At 73.8% G+C, this 17,589-nt stretch carries 17 protein-coding genes and 1 tRNA gene; 10 read left to right on the top strand and 8 right to left on the bottom strand.

The features are described from left to right. Window positions 1–30 precede the first annotated feature (30 nt). On the top strand, window positions 31–672 hold the full coding sequence (locus tag ACZ47G_RS19810) for a TetR/AcrR family transcriptional regulator (protein ID WP_465744329.1): 642 nt from the start codon (window positions 31–33) through the stop codon (window positions 670–672). 64 nt (window positions 673–736) lie between these two features. Here the strand turns inward: ACZ47G_RS19810 and ACZ47G_RS19805 are convergent, their stop codons facing one another. Further along, entirely contained in the window at window positions 737–1,087 is a 351-nt protein-coding gene (locus ACZ47G_RS19805) for a DoxX family protein (RefSeq protein ID WP_380463765.1), read from the bottom strand. Between the two features lie 61 nt (window positions 1,088–1,148). Between ACZ47G_RS19805 and ACZ47G_RS19800 the strand changes: the two genes are divergently transcribed. Beyond that, window positions 1,149–2,048 carry a LysR family transcriptional regulator gene (locus ACZ47G_RS19800; RefSeq protein ID WP_465744326.1) on the top strand — a complete coding sequence of 300 codons (900 nt, stop codon included), beginning with the start codon at window positions 1,149–1,151 and terminating at the stop codon, window positions 2,046–2,048. A gap of 176 nt (window positions 2,049–2,224) precedes the next feature. Here ACZ47G_RS19800 and ACZ47G_RS19795 read toward each other — a convergent pair whose 3' ends face one another. The 3 genes from ACZ47G_RS19795 to ACZ47G_RS19785 form a co-directional block, all read right to left on the bottom strand. Then, complete coding sequence (locus ACZ47G_RS19795; RefSeq protein ID WP_465744324.1) at window positions 2,225–3,832, bottom strand: AMP-binding protein; 1,608 nt, start codon at window positions 3,830–3,832, stop codon at window positions 2,225–2,227. Between the two features lie 165 nt (window positions 3,833–3,997). After that, window positions 3,998–4,180, bottom strand: coding sequence for a 4-oxalocrotonate tautomerase DmpI (gene dmpI / locus ACZ47G_RS19790; RefSeq protein WP_465744322.1), 183 nt, complete (start codon window positions 4,178–4,180; stop codon window positions 3,998–4,000). Window positions 4,181–4,305: 125 nt separating this feature from the next. Next, window positions 4,306–5,199 (bottom strand): LysR family transcriptional regulator, encoded by an 894-nt coding sequence (locus ACZ47G_RS19785; RefSeq protein WP_465744320.1) that lies wholly within the window; start codon window positions 5,197–5,199, stop codon window positions 4,306–4,308. Between the two features lie 165 nt (window positions 5,200–5,364). Between ACZ47G_RS19785 and ACZ47G_RS19780 the strand changes: the two genes are divergently transcribed. Both ACZ47G_RS19780 and ACZ47G_RS19775 read left to right on the top strand, forming a co-directional pair. Then, window positions 5,365–5,448: transfer RNA gene (locus ACZ47G_RS19780), tRNA-Leu, on the top strand. A 106-nt stretch (window positions 5,449–5,554) separates the two neighbouring features. Then, entirely contained in the window at window positions 5,555–6,169 is a 615-nt protein-coding gene (locus ACZ47G_RS19775) for a hypothetical protein (protein WP_465744318.1), read from the top strand. A gap of 82 nt (window positions 6,170–6,251) precedes the next feature. Here the strand turns inward: ACZ47G_RS19775 and ACZ47G_RS19770 are convergent, their stop codons facing one another. Further along, entirely contained in the window at window positions 6,252–7,394 is a 1,143-nt protein-coding gene (locus tag ACZ47G_RS19770) for a serine hydrolase domain-containing protein (RefSeq protein WP_465744316.1), read from the bottom strand. A 218-nt stretch (window positions 7,395–7,612) separates the two neighbouring features. Here ACZ47G_RS19770 and ACZ47G_RS19765 point away from each other — a divergent pair, with 218 nt between their 5' ends. The 3 genes from ACZ47G_RS19765 (at window position 7,613) to ACZ47G_RS19755 (ending at window position 11,819) form a co-directional block, all read left to right on the top strand. Then, window positions 7,613–8,848: a sensor histidine kinase gene (locus tag ACZ47G_RS19765; protein WP_465744314.1), complete on the top strand. Its 1,236-nt coding sequence runs from the start codon at window positions 7,613–7,615 to the stop codon at window positions 8,846–8,848. After that, on the top strand, window positions 8,845–9,519 hold the full coding sequence (locus ACZ47G_RS19760) for a response regulator (protein WP_465744312.1): 675 nt from the start codon (window positions 8,845–8,847) through the stop codon (window positions 9,517–9,519). The genes ACZ47G_RS19765 and ACZ47G_RS19760 overlap by 4 nt, the downstream gene beginning before the upstream one ends. A gap of 140 nt (window positions 9,520–9,659) precedes the next feature. After that, window positions 9,660–11,819 (top strand): serine/threonine-protein kinase, encoded by a 2,160-nt coding sequence (locus ACZ47G_RS19755; protein WP_465744310.1) that lies wholly within the window; start codon window positions 9,660–9,662, stop codon window positions 11,817–11,819. Between the two features lie 77 nt (window positions 11,820–11,896). On the opposite strand, the gene ACZ47G_RS19750 is transcribed toward ACZ47G_RS19755, so the two are convergent. The 3 genes from ACZ47G_RS19750 to ACZ47G_RS19740 form a co-directional block, all read right to left on the bottom strand. Further along, a complete protein-coding gene (locus ACZ47G_RS19750) occupies window positions 11,897–12,559 on the bottom strand; it encodes a DUF4097 family beta strand repeat-containing protein (protein ID WP_465744308.1) in 663 nt (220 codons plus the stop codon). 327 nt (window positions 12,560–12,886) lie between these two features. Beyond that, window positions 12,887–13,099: a cold-shock protein gene (locus tag ACZ47G_RS19745; RefSeq protein ID WP_380461499.1), complete on the bottom strand. Its 213-nt coding sequence runs from the start codon at window positions 13,097–13,099 to the stop codon at window positions 12,887–12,889. A gap of 211 nt (window positions 13,100–13,310) precedes the next feature. After that, entirely contained in the window at window positions 13,311–14,717 is a 1,407-nt protein-coding gene (locus ACZ47G_RS19740) for an amidase (protein WP_465744306.1), read from the bottom strand. Window positions 14,718–14,843: 126 nt separating this feature from the next. On the opposite strand from ACZ47G_RS19740, the gene ACZ47G_RS19735 reads away from it, so the two are divergent. The 3 genes from ACZ47G_RS19735 to ACZ47G_RS19725 all read left to right on the top strand — a co-directional run bounded on the left by ACZ47G_RS19735 (window position 14,844) and on the right by ACZ47G_RS19725 (window position 17,567). Further along, window positions 14,844–15,428 (top strand): TetR/AcrR family transcriptional regulator, encoded by a 585-nt coding sequence (locus ACZ47G_RS19735; RefSeq protein WP_465744304.1) that lies wholly within the window; start codon window positions 14,844–14,846, stop codon window positions 15,426–15,428. 105 nt (window positions 15,429–15,533) lie between these two features. Beyond that, window positions 15,534–16,535, top strand: a complete 1,002-nt coding sequence (locus ACZ47G_RS19730; RefSeq protein WP_465744302.1) for an RNA ligase family protein — start codon at window positions 15,534–15,536, stop codon at window positions 16,533–16,535. Between the two features lie 114 nt (window positions 16,536–16,649). Continuing rightward, the gene (locus tag ACZ47G_RS19725; protein WP_465744300.1) at window positions 16,650–17,567 is read left to right on the top strand and encodes an AurF N-oxygenase family protein; all 918 of its coding nucleotides are present in this window, start codon (window positions 16,650–16,652) and stop codon (window positions 17,565–17,567) included. The last annotated feature ends 22 nt before the right edge of the window (window positions 17,568–17,589 follow it).

Here is a 17,589-nt window from a genome sequence, read left to right as displayed (position 1 = left end):
TTCGTTTCTGGTTTTCGGTAGACTTCCGGCATGACCCCCAGCACCGCTCCGTCCCCGTCCGCCCCGCCGCCGCGCCGGGGCCGCCCGCGCGACGCCGCCCGGGACCGGGCACTGCTGGACGCCACCCTCGCCGTCCTCGCGGAGAACGGCTACGGCGGGCTGACCACCGCCGCCGTGGCGGCCCGGGCCGGGGTCTCCACGGCGACCCTCTACCGCCGCTGGTCCTCCAAGGAGGACCTGGTGATCGCCGCCGCCGCACTCCACGGCGAGAGCTCGTACGAGCAGCCGGACACCGGCGGCCTGGAGACGGACCTGCGGGTCGTCCTGCGGGACAAGGCCGCCAGCATGACCGGCGAGCCCGGCCGGGTGATCCGTGCCCTGATCGGCGAGGCCGCCCACAACACCGCGCTGGCCGAGGCGTTGGTCACGGCCTTCCTCCGGCCGCTGTACGGAAGGGTCGCGGAGGTCGTCCGGCGGGCGGTCGAGCGGGGCGAGATCCCGCCGCTCGACGGCGTCGACCTGGTCGGCGAGGTGGTGGTCGGCCCGGTGATGACCCACTTCCTGCTCACCCCGCGGCTGCCCGAGGACGTCGACGAGGCCACCGCCCGGCAGACCGCCGACCGGCTGCTGCCCTTCGCCGTGCGGGCGGTCGGCGGCACGCCGTCCGGCTGAACGGGCCCGGTTCGGGGCCGGTCCCCGGGCAGGGCCGCTCGTGCGGGTGCCGGCCGGTGCGGCCTCAACGGGTGAGGACGAGCGCCAGGGTGGCCACGGCCAGGGCGAGGTAGCCGGCCGGGAAGTACAGGTTGTGGAGCACCCCGGTGCGGACGTGGGTGGCCACCGCGCCGAGGTAGAAGAGCACCAGTCCGATCGCGGCCGCGACACCCAGCGGCGGGTAGCCGACCAGGCCGATCAGCAGTCCGGCGGCCCCGGCCGCCTTGAGGGCGGCCAGCCACGGGACCCACTCCGGTTTCACCCGCACCTCGGCGGAGTTGGCCAGGACGAACGGGGCCCCGGCGAAGTCGGCGGCGGCGATCCCGGCGTTGGCGGCGATGGCGAGGACGGTGACGATCAGACAGGCGATGGACATGGCTCCAGCCTCGTCAGGGTGCTCCCGTTGCGTCCAATACCCGCTTCCATAACCTGGTGGAATGGATGTGGACACCCGGCTGCTGCGCACCTTCGCCGCCGTCGCGGAGGAGGGCAGCCTGACCCGCGCGGCGGAGCGGCTGTACGTCTCCCAGCCCGCGTTGACCAAGCAGGTCCGGCAGTTGGAGAGGCTGCTCGGGGTGCCGCTGTTCGTCCGGTCCCGGGCCGGGATGGCGCTGACGCTGGCGGGCCGGAGCCTGGCGGCGCGGGTCCCGGGACTGCTGGCGGACTGGGACGCGGCACTGCGGGAGACCAGGGGCGCGGCGAGCCGGGCGGTGCGGGTGCTGCGGGTCGGCTTCCTGGCGAGCGCGGCGAACGAGGCGACCCCGGGCATCGTCGCCGGGTTCTCCGCCCGGCAGCCGGGCTGGCGGGTCGAGATGCGGCACACCGCCTGGTCGGATCCGACGGCGGGCCTGGCGGCGGGGGAGGCGGACGCGGCGCTGCTGCGGTTGCCGTTCCCCGGTCAGGAGCGGCTGCGGGTGGCCGAGTTGTTCACCGAGCCGCGCTGGGTCGCGCTGCCGGCCGGACACCGGCTGGCCGCGCTGGAGGTGGTGCCGTTCCGCGAGCTGTGGGACGAGCCGTTCGTGGCGGCCCCGGCCGAGACCGGCCGCTGGCGGGACTACTGGGTGGCCGCCGACGAGCGGGAGGGCCGTCCGGTGCGCTTCGGCGCGGTGGTGGAGCACCCGGACGACTGGCTGAGCGCGATCGCCAACGGCTACGGGGTCGCGCTCGCCCCCGCCTCCACCGCCCGCTTCTACGCCCGCCCGGGGATCGCCTACCGGCCGGTCGGCGGGGTGAGCCCGAGCCGGATCGCGGTGGCGTGGTCCCCGGCGGACGACGGTGACCCGGTGGTGCGGGCGTTCGTGGACTGCTGCCTGGAGGCGGCCGCCGCCGAGGAGTGAGCGCGCGGCGGTGGCCCTCGGGCCGGGGAGGGGTGGCGGCCCTCAGCGCCGCCACCCCCCGTTGGCTTCTCGGCACCGGGGTGGTGGTTCATTGAGCCAAACCCCGCCTGGGGGTGAAAGCGGGTGGGGATCCGTGCGGGGTTCGGTGGGGTTTCGGTGCGCGTCCCCCGGCGGGCTCAGCGGGGGAGGGACTCGCGGAGGCGCTTCTTGTCGGGCTTGCCGACGGAGGTCAGCGGGATGGCGTCGAGGACGTGGAGGGCTTCGGGGGCGTAGATCCGGCCCTTGTTGGCGGTGACGAAGGCGCGGACCTCGTCCAGGGTCGGCCGCTGCCCGGCGGCGGGGACGACGGCGGCGTGGACGTGCTCGGCCTCCTGGTCGTCGCGCACGCCGAAGACGGCGCACTGGGCGATGGTCGGGTGGGTGAGCAGGAGCTCCTCGACCTCGGTCGGGTAGACGTGGCCGCCGACGACGATGATGAGGTCCTTGAGGCGGTCGGCCAGGTAGAGGTAGCCGTCGGTGTCGAAGTACCCGATGTCGCCGGTGTCCAGCCAGCCGTCGCGCAGGACCTGGGCGGTGAGGTCGGGCAGCTTCCAGTACCCGGCCATCAGCATCGCCGAGCGGACGTGCACCTCGCCCTGCTCGCCGGTCGGCAGCACGGTGCCGTCGGCGGCGCGGATCTCCACCTCCACCTCGGGGAAGGGCCGGCCGACCGGGAGCGGACCGTCCTCGCCGAACCGCGCGTGCTCGCCCGGGGTGAGGACGGCGATCTTCTGCGCCTCCGACATGCCGTACAGGCTGACCAGGACGGGGCCGAAGACCTTGAGGGCCTCCCGGATCCGGGTCGGGGAGGAGGCGCAGCCGCCGTAGTCGATCCGCCGCAGGCTGGACAGGTCGGTGCGGCCGATCGCCGGGTGGTCGAGCAGCCGGTAGAGCAGCGGGGGCAGCACCCACAGGTCGGTGATGCGTTCGCGTTCGATCGCGGCGAGGACCTCGCCGGGCTCGAAGGAGCGCTGGAGGACGACGGATCCGCCCTCGTGGAGCGTCAGGTCGGCGAGCACACCGGCGAGGTGGGCGATCGAGGTGGCGGCGAGCAGGCGGGGCGGTTCGGCGTCCGGGCGGTCGTGGAGGGGGGTGTCGAACATCCGGCGGAGGGGCCCGTGGAGGCTGAGGATCCCCTTGGGGATGCCGGTGGTGCCGCCGGTGTGGCGGATGCCGAGGTCGTCCTCGGGGCCGATGGGGACGGCGGGTTCCTCGGCGGGGCGGGTGGCGGAGGCGGCGATGACGTCCTCGCCGATGGTGCCGACGCTGCCGGTTCCGTCGGCGCCGGTGCCGTCGGTGCGGGGGCCGGGGCCGAGGGTGAGGACGGCGGGGACGTCGATCAGCGGCAGCAACGCGGGTGCGTCGGCGTGGCGTTCGGCGTCGACGAGGAGCACGGTGGTGTCCACGCTGGCGACGATCTCGGCCAGGACCGGGGCGCTCATCCCGTCGTAGAGGTTGACCACCCGGGCGCCGGCCAGGCCCGCGGCGTAGCGGGCGCTGAGGGCCTCGGCGGTGTTGCCGGTGAGCAGGGTGACGGTCGAGCCGCGGGTGATGCCGCGGGCGAGCAGCTCGTGGGCGAGGCGGTAGGTGGCGGCGGCGAAGTCGCCGGCGGTGATCTCGACCCGGTCGGCGGTGGTGATGGCACGCCGGTGCGGGTGGGAGGCGAGCGAACGGAGGATCAGGGCGGGTGCGCTGACGAACTCCTGGTCACTCAGGGCGACTGCGTCCTTGTAGTTTGCAACCATGTCGTCAGGCTAACTCCACCCCCCACCCCCTACCGGCGAGTTTTGGCCATGCCCGGTCAGAACGTCGTTGGTTGACGAAGGACCAGCTCGGCGAGCGGCCCCCAGTACTCTTCGGGCCGGCGGGCCCGGCGGATTGCCGGGCCCATCGGTTCTGTCAGACGCGCCCTAACGGTCCGCGGTGAGCTTGCCGGCCGTGCCCCAGTTGTCCGGCTGGTACTCGTTGACGAACACGAACACGCTCTCGGCGGGGACGCCGAGGGTGTCCACGAAGGCCTCGGTGACCTTCTCGACCAGCTCGCGCTTCTGCTCGACGCTGCGCGGGCCCTGCTGGATGGTGACGATCGGCATCTTCGGCTCCTGACCGGGTGTCCTGCCCGGCTGTTCCGCCGGGCTGTTCCGCCGGGTTCTCCGGCTGGGAACAGTCCACCGGATCGGGCCCGCCCGCACCCAGACCCGAATCGCTCTGGCAGCGATCACGAATCCTGATCGTCCCGGGCCAGGGGCGTGCGGCAGGCCTCCAGGAGCAGTCGGGGCGGTGGGGCGGAGCGCCGTACGGCGACCGAGGTGGTCAGGGCCAGCGGGGTGCGGCAGCGGCGGAAGGCCACCCGGTGGGTGTTCACCGACCGGGCGTTGGCGGCGTACACCACCGTCCACATCGGGGTGCCGGTGCCGATCGAGGCCAGGGTGTCCTGCAGGGCGCCGTGCGGCGGGCCGAGGACGGGCCGGAAGCCGGCCCGCGCGCAGGCGTCCAGTACCAGGTCCACCAGCGCCGGGTGGTTGCCGTGTTCGGTCAACCGCAGTGGCAGGTCGGCGAGTTCGGCGAGATCGACGTCGGGTCGGGCGGCCAGCGGGTGCCGGGCGGGCAGGGCGAGCACCAACTCGTCCTCCCAGACCGGCAGGAAGTGCAGGTCCGGGCTGTGCTCGGCGATCGCGCCGCGGACGAAGGCGGCGTCCAGGCGGCCGTCCGAGAGCCGGGCCAGCCGCTCCCGCACCGGGGCGGAGTGCAGTTCGACGCGTACGCCGGGGGCCCGTTGCTGGTAGGTCTCCAGGATCAGGTCGAGCCGCTCGGCGAGCCCGGTGACGGTGCCCAGTCGCAGCACGGCGGGCGCGGCCAGGTCGGCGGCGAGCGCGCGGGCCGCGTCCTCGGCCGCCAGGACGTTGCGGGCGGCGGGCAGGAAGCGCTCCCCGGCCGGGGTCAGCCGGACGTACCGGGGCGAGCGGTCGAACAGCTCGACCTTCAACTCCCGCTCCAGCCGCCGGACCTGCTGGCTCACCGCCGGTTGCCCGAGCAGCAGCCGCTCGGCGGCCCGGCCGAAGTGCAGCTCCTCGGCGACGGCGACGAAGCAGCGCAGCTGCCGTAGCTCCATGCGGTCCCCCTGCTCGATCGTTCGACGGGCCCATCGTCGCAGGCCGGGGGGGTCGGGCCAGGCCGGACCGCGGGCGCCGCCCCGCCGCGGGCGGCCCCCCTTCGTCGCTCTGACCTGGTCGGAGGCACCCCTGAAGATGGTCTATAGTTAACCCATCACCCAGATGCGCGGGTGGCGGAATAGGCAGACGCGCTGGATTCAGGTTCCAGTGCCCGAAAGGGCGTGGGGGTTCAACTCCCCCCTCGCGCACAGCGAACGGCCGGTCGATCTTCGGATCGACCGGCCGTTTTGTTTGCGGCTCCCGCGCGGGCTCCCGTACGGGCTCCTGTCGGAGTGGGGTGGCACACTCCCCGGCATGAAGATGATCGAAGCGATCGAAGCGGTTCTGAAGGCGAACGGTTCGGAGGACGATCCGGGCTTCCTGGGGGAGTTCACGCTGGCGGGGCGCCTGTCGAGCCGCGGGGAGATCGCGGTGTGCGGGCTCGACGGCGGGGAGTACTTCACCTTCGACGACATCGCCGACGGGCTGCACGAGGTGTACCTGGCGTACGACTGGGACGACGAGCGGGGCGCCACCGTCTCCGCGGTCGCGCTGGTCGCCGGCGGTACCGCCCCGGAGGCGCTGGTGGAGGCGAGCTGGGAGGAGGCGTCGGACGACGTCAACATGCTGAGTGAGGACGCCTCGGCGATCCACTCCAGCACCCCGGACAGCCTGGCGATCGGCGGGGCCCTCCGGCGGACCGCCGGGTTCGCGGACGCGGAGGACCCCGTGGCCCGGGCCGTGGCCGAGTTCGCCGCGCAGCAGGAGGCGGGCTCCCGGACGCCGGTGCTCGATGTCGTCGTCGACCCGGAGAGCGGCGCCAACAGCCTGGTCTTCCCGACCTGTGACTTCACGGCGAACAGCATCCTGGTCGGTCGGGACGGCAACGGTGCGGGGGTCGGGATCTTCTGGTCCAACTTCGACGGGTGAGGTCCCCCAGGGGCCGGGGGCCGGGGCCGGGGATAGCCGTCGGGGGGCCGGGGCCGGGGGACAGTCGTCCGGGCGGTCCGGGTCAGTGGCAGAGGGCCGTGTCCACGACGTCCTCCAGGTGCCGGGTGACCGCGTCGTCCGCCGGGATGCTGGTCACGGTGATGTCGGCGGCGCGGCCGTCGTCCGTCGCGCCGCCGCGGGACTCGTAGCCCGGGATGTCGCCGCCGTGGCCCCAGTAGACGCCGCCGCAGGACAGCGGCCGGCTGATGATCCCCAGCCCGTAGCCGGCGCCGGTGTCGCCGATGGGGACGGTGGTGCGCATCTGGGCGAGGAGGTCCGGGGAGAGCAGCCGGCCGCCCAGCAGGGCGGTGAAGAACCGGTTCAGGTCGGAGTCGGTGGAGGTCATCTGACCCGCCGCCCAGCCCGCGGAGGGGTCCAGCTCGGTGGTGTCGATCAGCGGGCCGCCCGGCTTCTCCTGGCGGTAGCCGCTGGGGTGGGCCTCCCGGATGCCGCGGTCCCCGGTGGCGGGGAAGTAGGTGTGGCGCAGGCCGATGCGCTGGATGATCCGCCGGTCGATCTCCTCGGCGAGCGGCCGGCCGGTGACCTTCTGGATGATCAGGCCGACCAGCACGTAGTTGGTGCTGCTGTACTTGAACCCCTTCCCGGGGGCGAAGTAGGCCGGGTGCCGGAAGGCCAGGTCCAGCAGCTCGCGCGGCTCGAAGTACCGCTGCTGCATGACGGATTCGTCGATGTCCCCCTCGTAGTCGGGGAGCCCGCTGGTGTGCTGGAGGAGCTGGCGGAGGGTGATCTGGCTCCCGTCGATGCCGTCTCCGCGCACGATGCCGGGAAGGTAGGTCTCGACGTGCTCGTCCAGCTTGACCTTTCCCTCGCCGACCAGTTGCAGGGCGACGACGGCGGTGAAGGTCTTGGTGTTGCTGCCGATCCGCACCTGGCCGTCCTCGGGCACCTTCGCGCCGGTGGCCAGGTTGCCGACCCCCGCCGTGTAGTCGCGGGTGCGGCCCGTACGGTCCTGGACGCTCGCCAGTGCGGCGGGCAGGCCGTCGGAGCGCACCAGGGCGTTCAGGCCCTGCTGGACGGTGTTCGGTTTGGCGGCGACGGCCGTCGCGGGGGCCAGGGCGCCGGCCGTGATGAGGCCGAGGACCACCGCGGCGGACACGCCCCGCCGCCGGGAGGAACGGGGCTTCTGCTGGGTCAGGTCACGCATGGGTCGACTCCTGTGGATTCGTCGGCTGTGGGTCCGCCGGTTGTGGGTCCGCCGGTCGGGGGCTCGCCGGTTGGGACTCGCCGGTTGTGGATTCGCCGGTGAGCAAGTGACTCGATCCTGGGCGCCGGTGCCCCCGGCGCACATCGCGGAAAGGCGGGAAAACGCGCTCCCCCGATCGGGGGAGGCCCCCGCTGACCTGCCCGGACATACTGGCGGACATGATCAGAGCACTTCGGCCGCTGCTCCGCGGCTCCACGTACACGGGCGCACTGTTCGCCTACTGCGGCGCGCTGGCGAGCCTTCCGCTGCTGCCGTTCGCCGCCCTGCCGGCGCTCGGCTGGGCGTCGGCTCCGTACCTGGTGCGGTTCGCCCTGACCCTGCTGCTCTGGACGGTGCTGACCGGTCTGCTCGGGCTGGCCCGCACCACCCGGCGCGCCCTGGTCGCGTCCGCCCGTCGAATGCTGGGGGTGCCGCTGCCGGCGGCCGCCGCCGGGCGCCGGCCGTCCGGGGCCGACCGCTGGCGGACGCCGGCCTGGCTGGTGCTGCAGGTGGCACTGGGGTGGACGGGCGCGCTGGCGAGCGGGGTGCTGCTGCTCATGGGCCTCTCCCTGCCGTTCGGCCGGCTCGGCGGTGAGGCGCGGTTCAGCCTGTTCGGCTGGTCGGTGGAGACGCCGGACGGCTGGTGGAGCTGCCTGCCGGCGGTCGTCTGCGTGCTGCTGGCGGTGACCGGCTGCGCGGTGGTGACGGGGGTCCTGCGCTGGGCGGCGCCGCGGCTGCTCGGACCGTCCGCCGCCGAGCGGCTCGCGCTGGCCGCCGAACGGGAACTGGCGCTGGCCGAACGCAACCGGCTCGCCCACGAGTTGCACGACTCCATCGGGCACACCCTGACGGCGGCCACCATCCAGGCCGCGGTGGCGGGCGAGGTGCTCGCCGACGATCCGGCGGCGGCGCGGGCCGCCATGCGCAGCATCGAGGAGTCCACCCGGGCCGCGCTGGAGGACCTGGACTACGTGCTCGGTGTGCTGCGCGAGGAGGACGCGGCCACGGCACCCACCCGGACCCTCGCCGATCTGCCCGAACTGCTGGACCGGCTGCGCCACGCGGGCGCCGTGGTGGACCCGGACCTCGCCGGCGACCTCGCCCAGGTGCCGGGGACGCTCTCCCGGGCGGCGTACCGGATCCTTCAGGAAGGACTGACCAACGCCCTGCGGCACGGGACCGGCGGCCCGATCGAGGTCGGTGTGGTGGCGGCGCCGGACGTGCTGGAGCTGCGGGTGGTCAACCGGACCGGAACCGGAACCGGAACCGGCCCCGGCGCCTTCCCGACCTCCGGGCACGGCCTGCCCGGGCTGGCCGAGCGGGTACGACTGCTGCACGGCGAGTTCGCGGCCGGGCCGGACGGGGCCGAGCGCTGGAAGCTGGCGGTCCGGCTGCCGGTCCGGGCGACGGTGTGAGCACCGCGTCCGGTGCCCCCGTCACGCTGCTGATCGCGGACGACGACGAAGTCACCCGCAGCGGCCTGCGCACCCTGCTCTCCGTCCAGCCGGGGATCGAGGTGGTCGGGGAGGCCGCCGACGGCGTCGACGCGGTCGAGCAGGCGCTGCGACTGCGTCCGGACGTCGTCCTGATGGATGTGCGGATGCCGCGCCGCAACGGGATCGAGGCCACCCGGCAGCTGCTGGCGGAGTCCGCCGAGCCGCCGAGGGTCGTGGTGATCACCACCTTCGAGAACGACGGCTACGTCACCGCCGCGCTCAGCGCCGGGGCCAGCGGCTTCGTGCTCAAGCGGCTGCCGGTCCGGCAGATCGCCGAGGCGGTACGGGTGGTGGCGGCGGGGGAGGCGATCCTGTTCCCGGCCGCGCTGCGCCGGATGGTCGCCGCCCGCCCGCTGGACTCCGCCGAGGCGCTGCCCCGGGCGGCGCTGACCGGGCGCGAGGAGGAGGTGCTGCGGCTGATGGCCACCGGGTTGTCCAACCCGGAGATCGCCGAGACGCTGACGGTGAGCCAGGAGACGGTGAAGACCCACGTCGGGAACGTGCTGACCAAGCTCGGGGCGCAGAACCGGACCCACGCGGTGGTGATCGCGTACGAGTCGGGACTGGTGGTGCCGGGGTTCACGGGCTGAGCCGGCTTCCCCGGCCGACCCGGGCCGCCACCAGGAGCCAGGAAGCAGGAGCCAGGAGTCAGGAGGTGGAAGGCAGGAGCCAGGAGGCAGGCCTTAGGCTGGGCCGGTCGGCCGGACACGCCTGGGGGAGGGAACGGCACGTGACCCTGTCGGAACACGATCCGCGCGAGATCGGCGGGTACCTCCTGGAGGGCCGGCTCGGGGCGGGCGGCATGGGCGTGGTCTACCGCGCCCGGTCAGTCTCCGGCCGCCAGGTGGCGGTCAAGGTCATCCGGCCCGAACTGGCCGCCGACGCGGAGTTCCGGGCCCGGTTCCGGCAGGAGGTCACGGCCGCCCGCAAGGTCAGCGGCGCCTTCACCGCGCCCGTCCTCGACGCGGACCCCGACGCCCCGGCCCCCTGGCTGGCCACCCTCTTCATCCCCGGTCCCTCCCTGGGCGAACGCATCGCCGGGCAGGGCCCGTTGACCCCGCCCGAGGTCCGCCGCCTGGCCGCCGGACTGGCCGAGGCGCTCCAGGAGATCCACCGCGTCGGGCTGGTGCACCGCGACCTCAAGCCCGGCAACGTGCTGCTCGCCGAGGACGGCCCGCGCGTCATCGACTTCGGGATCGCCCGCAGCGCCGGCGAGACCCAGCTCACCAGCACCGGGGTCGCCGTCGGCACCCCGCCGTTCATGGCGCCCGAACAGTTCCGCAGCGGTACGGCGACGACCGCCACCGATGTGTTCGCCCTCGGCTCGGTCCTCGCCTTCGCGGCCACCGGGCGCGGCCCGTTCGGCGCCGACTCCTCGCACGCGGTGGGCTTCCGGGTGGTCTACGAGGAGCCGGACCTCGCCGGGCTGGCGCCGGAGCTGCTCCCGCTGATCACCGGCTGCCTGGCCAAGGATCCGGAGCAACGGCCCACGGTGGAGGGGCTGTTGAGGATCATCGCGGAGAGTGCGCGGGAGCGGACGGTCCGGCTGCGGACGGGGCCGGTGGCTCCGGCTGCTGTGCCGGCTCCTGCACCGGTCGTACCGGCTGCCCCGGCGATTCCGACGCCGACGGCCGCCAACCCGGTCGCCCCGACGCCGGAGCAGCCGCCGGTGCCGCCGGCCGTCCCGCCGCACCTCCCGCCGTCCCCCGCCGACGAACCGGGCCCCCGCCCGCGCCGGGCCCTGCTGATCGGCTCGGCGCTGGCCGCCGTCGTGGTCGCCGCGGCGGGCACGCTCGGTTATCTGGTCTGGCACGACCGGGGGCCGAGTACCGGGCAGTCCGGGCAGGCCGGGCAGGCCGGCCCGTCCGCAGCCGCCACGGGCCTCGCCTGCGCCCCTGCCGACACGGCCGACACGGCGGTCGTCGGCTCGGACGGGATGGAGGCCGACCTGGTCAAGAAGTGGACGGCGGACTTCGGCAAGGCCTGCCCGAGCAACCGGCTCAGCTACCGGGCCCCGCTCGTCGGAGACCCGAACAACCCGTACAGCAACACCAACGTGGCCGACTTCGCCGCCGGCCGCCTCGAGGCCGCCACCGTCGATGAGGAGGCGCCCGACAGCCAACTGGGTACGTTCGGCAGGCATTGCGTCTCGGGACAGATGTCCCAAGTCCCGGTCGCGGTGCTGCCGGTCGCGGTCGTCTTCAACGTGCCGGGGGTGACGGATCTGGTGTTCGACGCACCGACGCTCGCCAAGATCTTCCGGGGCCAGATCCGGACCTGGAACGATCCGGCGATCAGGGCACTCAACCCGGCCACCGTGCTGCCCGGTTCATCGATCGACGTACGGGTCCCGACCGGCCTGTCCTGGTCCGCCTTCGTCTTCGCCCACTATCTCGGCAAGGCGGCACCCGCCGACTGGCCGTTCGATTCGGGCCCGGTCTGGGACTCCGGGGAGAAGACCGGGGCCGGCGCGACCGAAGCGGGCATCCCCGGTGCCATCGCGGGAGCCATGGGGTCGATCGGCTTCGTGCCGCTGAAGGACGTCGGCAGCCTCCACACGGCCCGGGTGCGGACCGGTGACGGCGACGTCGCCCCGAGCACCCCGGGCGCCAACGCGATGGCCGCGACCGGCACCGTGGCGGCCTCGGGCAGCAGGCTCTCGGTCGAGCTCGACTACCAGAAGCCGGTCAAGTCCGGTTACCCCGTGGTCGGTTTCGGCTACCTCGACTTCTGCGGGAGCGGTGGGGGCGCCGCCGTCATGGCGAGTTTCGCCTCCTACGCGGTCAGCGCGCCGGGCCAGGCGACGGGCGAGTCGCTGAAGTACGGCGCGTTGCCCCCGGCGATGACCCAGCAGGTGCAGGGCGTGCTGACCGCGCTGCGGTCCAAGTAGGGCCGCCCACTCGCCCGACCGTCCGTCGCTGCCTGCCGCCTGCTGCCTGCTGCCCGGTGCCCGGTGCCCGGTGCCGGTCAGAGGCTGCGGGCGGTGATGTCGCCGTTCGAGGTGGTGGCGCGGATCCGCAGCTCCGCACTGCCCCCGTTCCGGAGCGAGTCGGCGATCCGGCCGTGGCCGGTGCCGGCGTCCAGGGTGGCGGAGACGCCCGCGGCGGCGGCGACGGTGATGCTGCCGGACTGGGTGCTCAGCACCACCGCGCCGGGCCCGGCCTCGGCTATCCGGATGTCACCACGCGAAGTGCTGATGTCCGCCGTGCCGTTGATCCGGCCGACCTCGATGTCCCCGTCGACCGCGGTGAGGCGCAGGCCCGCGGCCTCGTCGACGCTGATCCGGCGGTACGCGCCCCGGTAGTCGACGTCGCCGAGTCGGCCGGCGGTGCGCAGCTCGGTGCTCTCCGTCCGGGCCTCGACCCGGGAGCCGGCGGGCAGCTGGACGGTGACCTCCAGCGCGCCGGGGCCGAGCAGCGCGTTCCCGGGGGCGGCGGTGTGGATCCGCAGCACGCCGTCGGCGTACTCGACGACGGCCTGCTCGGCGGTCTCCACGTCCCGCTTCTTGGCGGGGTCGGCGGGCCGCACCTCGACCACGGTGTCGGTGCGCTCGGAGGCGGCGAACCGGACGCGCCCGGCGGGGACGTCGAGGATGGCGGTGATCGCGGCGGGGGTGTCGAACTTCTGCATGATGCTCTCCTCGGTCTGCGGCGCGGGCCCCTGCGGCCCGTCGTTTCTGACAGTGGAAACGCTACGTTGCATTCGGTGAAGTGGCAACCGGTGAGCTGCCGTGAATCTGGATAGCAGCACGTAGATGACGGTAAATCATTGCAATGTGCTGGAGCGTAATGCAATGCCCCGACGAGGCATCGTTGCAATGGAATGGGAGTGAATGCTATGCCCGAGCCCATTCCGCCCGGCTCCCCGCCCCCCACCCCCACTCCCGGCCCCGGCCCCGGAAAACGGAACGCGCGCCCGGTCGCGATCGACCGGGCGCGCGGGGGTCCGCCGGGGCGTCTACTGCTCGACCCGGACCTTGTCGGCCTGCAGGCCCTTCTGTCCCTGGGTGACCTCGAAGGAGACCTTCTGGCCCTCCACCAGGGACTTGAAGCCGGTCGACTCGATCGACCGGAAATGCACGAACAGGTCGGGGCCGGACTCCGGGCTGATGAACCCGTAGCCCTTCTCGTCGTTGAACCACTTCACGGTGCCGTTCTGGCGCTCGGCCATGCCTACTCCTCGGGGTCGGATCACGGTGACCTCGCGTGATCTTCTCACGCAGGGCGCTCGGGCCGATACGAGGCGTAGTCGGCGCGCTGCGGTCGGCCGACGGGGAGGGGCTCCCGTCCGGGTGGGTGAGGGGCGCGGCGCCGACGTGACGGCTGGTCAGGGCCGGCCAGGGTGGGGCGACGTGGGCCCCGGGCTGCGCGACCACGCGCCGTCACCCCCTCGGGTCGATCGGGGTGAGGGTGCCGAGCCGGTCCTCGATGTGCTGGGCGGCGGCCAGGCAGAGGTCCTCGCGGAACGGGCGTCCGACGAGCTGCACCCCGGCGGGCAGGCCGTCGGCGTCCAGCCCGGTGGGGACGGCGACGGCCGGGACGCCGACGAAGCTGGTGACCGAGCAGAGCCGCATGGCCATGGCGACCCGGTCCCGTCCGGCCTGGTCCCGGGACTCCAGGCCGGGTTCGACCGGCGGCTCGGTGAAGACCGGGCCGAGCAGCAGCGGGTGCTCCGTCAGGAACTCCGTCCAGGAGCGGCGGACGTTCATCCAGGTGCTCATCAGCCGGATCAGCCCGGTGGCATCGGCGGGCGGGGCGCTGCGCATGGTCAGCTCGATGAAGCGGTCCCCGCCCTCGCCCAGCAGCTGCCGCACGGTGGGCCAGCTCGGGGCGAACTCGGTGACGGCGAGCCGGTGGTAGGTCTCCAGTGCCTCGTCGAGCCGGGGCACGTCGGGCACCTCCTCCACCTCGTAGCCGGCGTCGCGCAGCGCCGCCGCGGCGGCCTCGACCGCCCGGCGGACGGCCGGGTGGACGCCGTGGCCGCCCGGGTCGGCGACCACGGCGACCCGTGGCGGGCCCCCGAGCGGCTCGCCGTACAGCGGGGCGGGGACGGTGCGGGGGTCGCGCGGGTCGGGGCCGGCCAGGGTCTCGTAGGCGAGCCGGAGGTCGGCCACCGTCCGGGCCAACGGGCCGTCGGTGACCAGGACTTGGGAGGCCGGGCCGGGATCGTCCGGGCCCAGCATGCGCTGGTCGGCGGCGAACCGGCCGGTGGTCGGTGTGAGCGCGGCGACCCCGCAGAACGCGGCCGGGATGCGGACCGAGCCGCCGGAGTCGTCGCCGAGGCCGAGCGGGGCCATGCCGGTGGCCACTGCCACGCCGTCCCCGCCGCTGGAGCCGCCGGGTGTACGGGTGGCGTCCCAGGGGTTGCGGGTGTCGCCGTACAGCTCGCTGCGGGTGTGCATCCCGGCCAGGATCAGGGTCGGCATGTTGCTGTGCCCGATCGGGATCGCCCCGGCGTCGCGCAACCGGGCCACCGGGATGGCGTCGGTGGGGGCGGTGAGGTCGCGGAAGCGCGGGGTGCCGAAGGTGGTCGGGACGCCCTCGACGCGGATGCACTCCTTGACCGTGAACGGCACTCCGGCGAGCGGGCCGAGCCGCTCGCCGGCGGCGCGGGCGCGGTCGGTCTCCCGGGCGGCGGCGCGGGCGCGGTCGGCGAGGAGCTGGGTGACGGCGTTGGCCCGCGGGTTGACCTCGGCGATGCGGTCGAGATGGGAGTCCACCACCTCGCGGGCGGACACCTCGCCGCTGTGGACGGCGGCGGCGATGGCGAAGGCGGGGAGTTTCCACATGGGTCCTCCTGATGGGTTCGGAGTTCCGGGCTCTGGGTTCTGATGCGCTTGCATCGGAACCATAGTGGGCGAGCCGATACGCTTGCATCGGAATAAGCCGGAGCAAGGAAGGGAGGCGGGTGGCGGATGCCCAAGCAGGTCGACCACGAGGAACGGCGTCGGCACATCGCCGAAGCGGTGTGCGCGCTGATCGACGCCCAGGGGCTGGAGGGCGTTACCCTGCGGGACGTCGCCACCCGGGCCGACGTCTCCATGGGCGCCGTCCAGCGCTGCTTCCGCAGCAAGGAGGAGATGCTCCGGTTCGCCCTCGCCCACATCGGCGAACGCTTCACCGCACGGGTCCACCACCGGGTCCTGGCCGGCCCGGCCCAGTCCGCCGCGAGTACCGTCGGGCACGTCGCCGCCGAAGTCGCCCTGCTCCGCGAGGAACACCGCGCCGAAGCCCGGATCTGGCTCGCCTTCCTCGCCGCCGCCGCCGTCAACCCGGCCCTGGCCGCCGGCCTCCGCACCGGCTACGCGGACCTCGAAGGACTGCTCGCCCGGCTCGTCGCCGAGGCCGCCCCCGACCTCGACGCCCGGCGCGAGGCCCGTACCCTGCTCGCCCTCACCGACGGGCTCACCGCCCATGTCCTCATCGGTCACCGGACGGAGGCGGAGGCCGAGGAACTCCTCCACGCCCACCTCGCGGGGCTGTGGGAGCGGGTGGCCTAGGCCCTGACCGGCCGATCCTGCCGCGGGCTGATCCGCCGAGATCGGCCGGACAGGATCTGGATATCTCCGTTGCCAGGGAGGGGCGTTGCGGCGAGGATCCTGTTCGTGTCCGACTCCCGGCCCGAACTGACGCCCTATCCGAAGATCCCCGCGAAGGGGCGCCCCGGCCCACCCGGCAGCCGTGAGTGGATCGCGGCCGAGAAGGTGCACGGCGCGCACTTCGCCGTGGTCTGCGACGGGAGCTCCGTACGGGCCGCCAAGCGGCGCGACCTGCTCGGCGACGAGGACCTCGACGCCTTCTTCGGCGTCAGCCGGATCTGGCCGCAACTCCGGGTCGCCGCCGGGCGCTTCGCGGCGGTCGTGCTGCTGGAACACCCGGGCGCCGTCGTCACCGTGTACGGCGAGCTGGCCGGCGGCCGCTACCCGCACCCCGAGGTGCCCGCCGCCGACGGCGTCGAACCCGTCCAGACCGGCGTCTGGTACGCCCCGGGGCTGCGCTGGCTGCCCTTCGACGCCACGGTGGAGACGGACGAGGGCCGATGGTGGATCCCCGACCGCGAACTCCGGTCCGCGGCCGCCACCGCCGGGCTCACCTGCGTACCCCTGCTCGGGCGCGGCACCCTGAACGCCCTCCAGGACCTGCCCGTCGCCTTCCCCACCCGGGTGCCCGCCCTGTTCGGCCTGCCCGAACTGCCCGACAACCGCGCCGAGGGGTACGTCCTCAAGCCCGCCGGCGCCTGGCACGAGTCGGCGGCCGCCCGGCCGGTGATCAAGGTCAAGCAGCAGGCCTTCGCCGAGGACGAGCGCTACGACGGCGCCCGCCCCTACCTCCCCCCTCCCGAGGGCGCGGCCGGCGTCCCCGGCTGGCTCCTGGTCCAGGCCTCCGCGCTGCTCACCCCCGCCCGCGCCGCGGCGGCCGTCAGCAAGCTCGGCCCCCGCACCCCCGCGGCCGCAGTGGCCGCCGAGATCGCCCAGGACGTCACCGACGAACTCGCCGAAGCCCTCGGCGGCCTGGAGCCCCCCGTGCTCACCGCCCTCCACCGCGCCCTCGCCCCCGGCGCGCTCTCCCTCGCCGCCTTCGACGCCGCGGACCGGCACGGCCGCTGACTCCGCGTGGGTTCGGCGCCGCGCAGGGGGTTCTCGGGGACCGGCTCTTATTGTACTGTCCGTCTAATAAGCGGGTGAGCGGGAACCCGCAGGGGCAGGCACCAGGAGGCAGCCATGGCTCTCACCCGGCAGGCGGCGGCGGATCACGGTCACACGGCGGCCGACGACGACGTCTCGAAGCGGCTGCTGGAGTCGGCCGCCACCCTCTCCTACGACCCGATGACCGAGATCGACTGGGACGCCCCGCTCCCGGCGGAGCACTACGGCCTCAACCCCGAGTGGAGCACCCTCTACGGCACCCGGTTGTGGGACGAGATGACCGAGCAGCAGCGGGTCACCCTCACCCGGCACGAGGTCTGCTCGATCATGAACACCGGCATCTGGTTCGAGATGATCCTCCAGCAGATGGTGCTGCGCGACCAATACCTCAAGAACCCGGCCAACGCCGAGTTCCAGTTCGCGCTCACCGAGATCGCCGACGAGTGCCGCCACTCGATCATGTTCGCCCGCGCCTGCCAGAAGATGGGCGTCCCCGCCTACCGCCCCAACAAGGTGATCGCCCAGGCCGGGCGTGCCTTCAAGGCGCTCGCCAAGGGCGAACTCGCCTACGGCGGCATCCTGGTGGCCGAGGAGGTGCTGGACGTCATGCAGCGCGACTGGATGCGCGGCGAGAACGTCCTGGAGATCGTCCGCGGCACCTCCCGGATCCACGTGGTCGAGGAGTCGCGGCACATGAAGTTCGCCCGGCAGGAGATCCGCGAGCGGGTGCGCCACGCGAGCCCGGCCCGCCGCCGCACCTCGGCCACCGGCATCGCGATCGGCGCGTACGTCATCGTCAGCAGCATGGTGCACCCGGGCGTCTACAAGGCCGCCGGGCTGGACGTCGCGCGGGCCCTCGACGAGGTGCGGGGCAACGAGCACCGCAAGGCGATGATGCGCAACAGCTCCCGGCACCTGATGGCGTTCCTCGCCGAGACCGGGCTGATCACCAGCCGTGCGGCGGCGGTCTACCGCCGCGTGCACATGCTCTGACGGACCACCATCTCCAGCGAGG

The sequence above is a fragment of the Kitasatospora sp. NPDC030952 genome, assembly GCF_055571335.1.
The sequence above is the reverse complement of the archived record's forward strand: the minus strand, read 5'-3'. Positions and strand labels throughout refer to the sequence as shown.

Bases quoted from the DNA above. Each gene is read 5' to 3' on its own strand.
- ACZ47G_RS19810 (WP_465744329.1), top strand. From the start codon at position 31: ATGACCCCCAGCACCGCTCCGTCCCCGTCCGCCCCGCCGCCGCGCCGG.
- ACZ47G_RS19805 (WP_380463765.1), bottom strand. From the start codon at position 1,087: ATGTCCATCGCCTGTCTGATCGTCACCGTCCTCGCCATCGCCGCCAAC.
- ACZ47G_RS19800 (WP_465744326.1), top strand. From the start codon at position 1,149: ATGGATGTGGACACCCGGCTGCTGCGCACCTTCGCCGCCGTCGCGGAG.
- ACZ47G_RS19795 (WP_465744324.1), bottom strand. From the start codon at position 3,832: ATGGTTGCAAACTACAAGGACGCAGTCGCCCTGAGTGACCAGGAGTTC.
- dmpI (WP_465744322.1), bottom strand. From the start codon at position 4,180: ATGCCGATCGTCACCATCCAGCAGGGCCCGCGCAGCGTCGAGCAGAAG.
- ACZ47G_RS19785 (WP_465744320.1), bottom strand. From the start codon at position 5,199: ATGGAGCTACGGCAGCTGCGCTGCTTCGTCGCCGTCGCCGAGGAGCTG.
- ACZ47G_RS19775 (WP_465744318.1), top strand. From the start codon at position 5,555: ATGAAGATGATCGAAGCGATCGAAGCGGTTCTGAAGGCGAACGGTTCG.
- ACZ47G_RS19770 (WP_465744316.1), bottom strand. From the start codon at position 7,394: ATGCGTGACCTGACCCAGCAGAAGCCCCGTTCCTCCCGGCGGCGGGGC.
- ACZ47G_RS19765 (WP_465744314.1), top strand. From the start codon at position 7,613: ATGATCAGAGCACTTCGGCCGCTGCTCCGCGGCTCCACGTACACGGGC.
- ACZ47G_RS19750 (WP_465744308.1), bottom strand. From the start codon at position 12,559: ATGCAGAAGTTCGACACCCCCGCCGCGATCACCGCCATCCTCGACGTC.
- ACZ47G_RS19745 (WP_380461499.1), bottom strand. From the start codon at position 13,099: ATGGCCGAGCGCCAGAACGGCACCGTGAAGTGGTTCAACGACGAGAAG.
- ACZ47G_RS19740 (WP_465744306.1), bottom strand. From the start codon at position 14,717: ATGTGGAAACTCCCCGCCTTCGCCATCGCCGCCGCCGTCCACAGCGGC.
- ACZ47G_RS19735 (WP_465744304.1), top strand. From the start codon at position 14,844: ATGCCCAAGCAGGTCGACCACGAGGAACGGCGTCGGCACATCGCCGAA.
- ACZ47G_RS19725 (WP_465744300.1), top strand. From the start codon at position 16,650: ATGGCTCTCACCCGGCAGGCGGCGGCGGATCACGGTCACACGGCGGCC.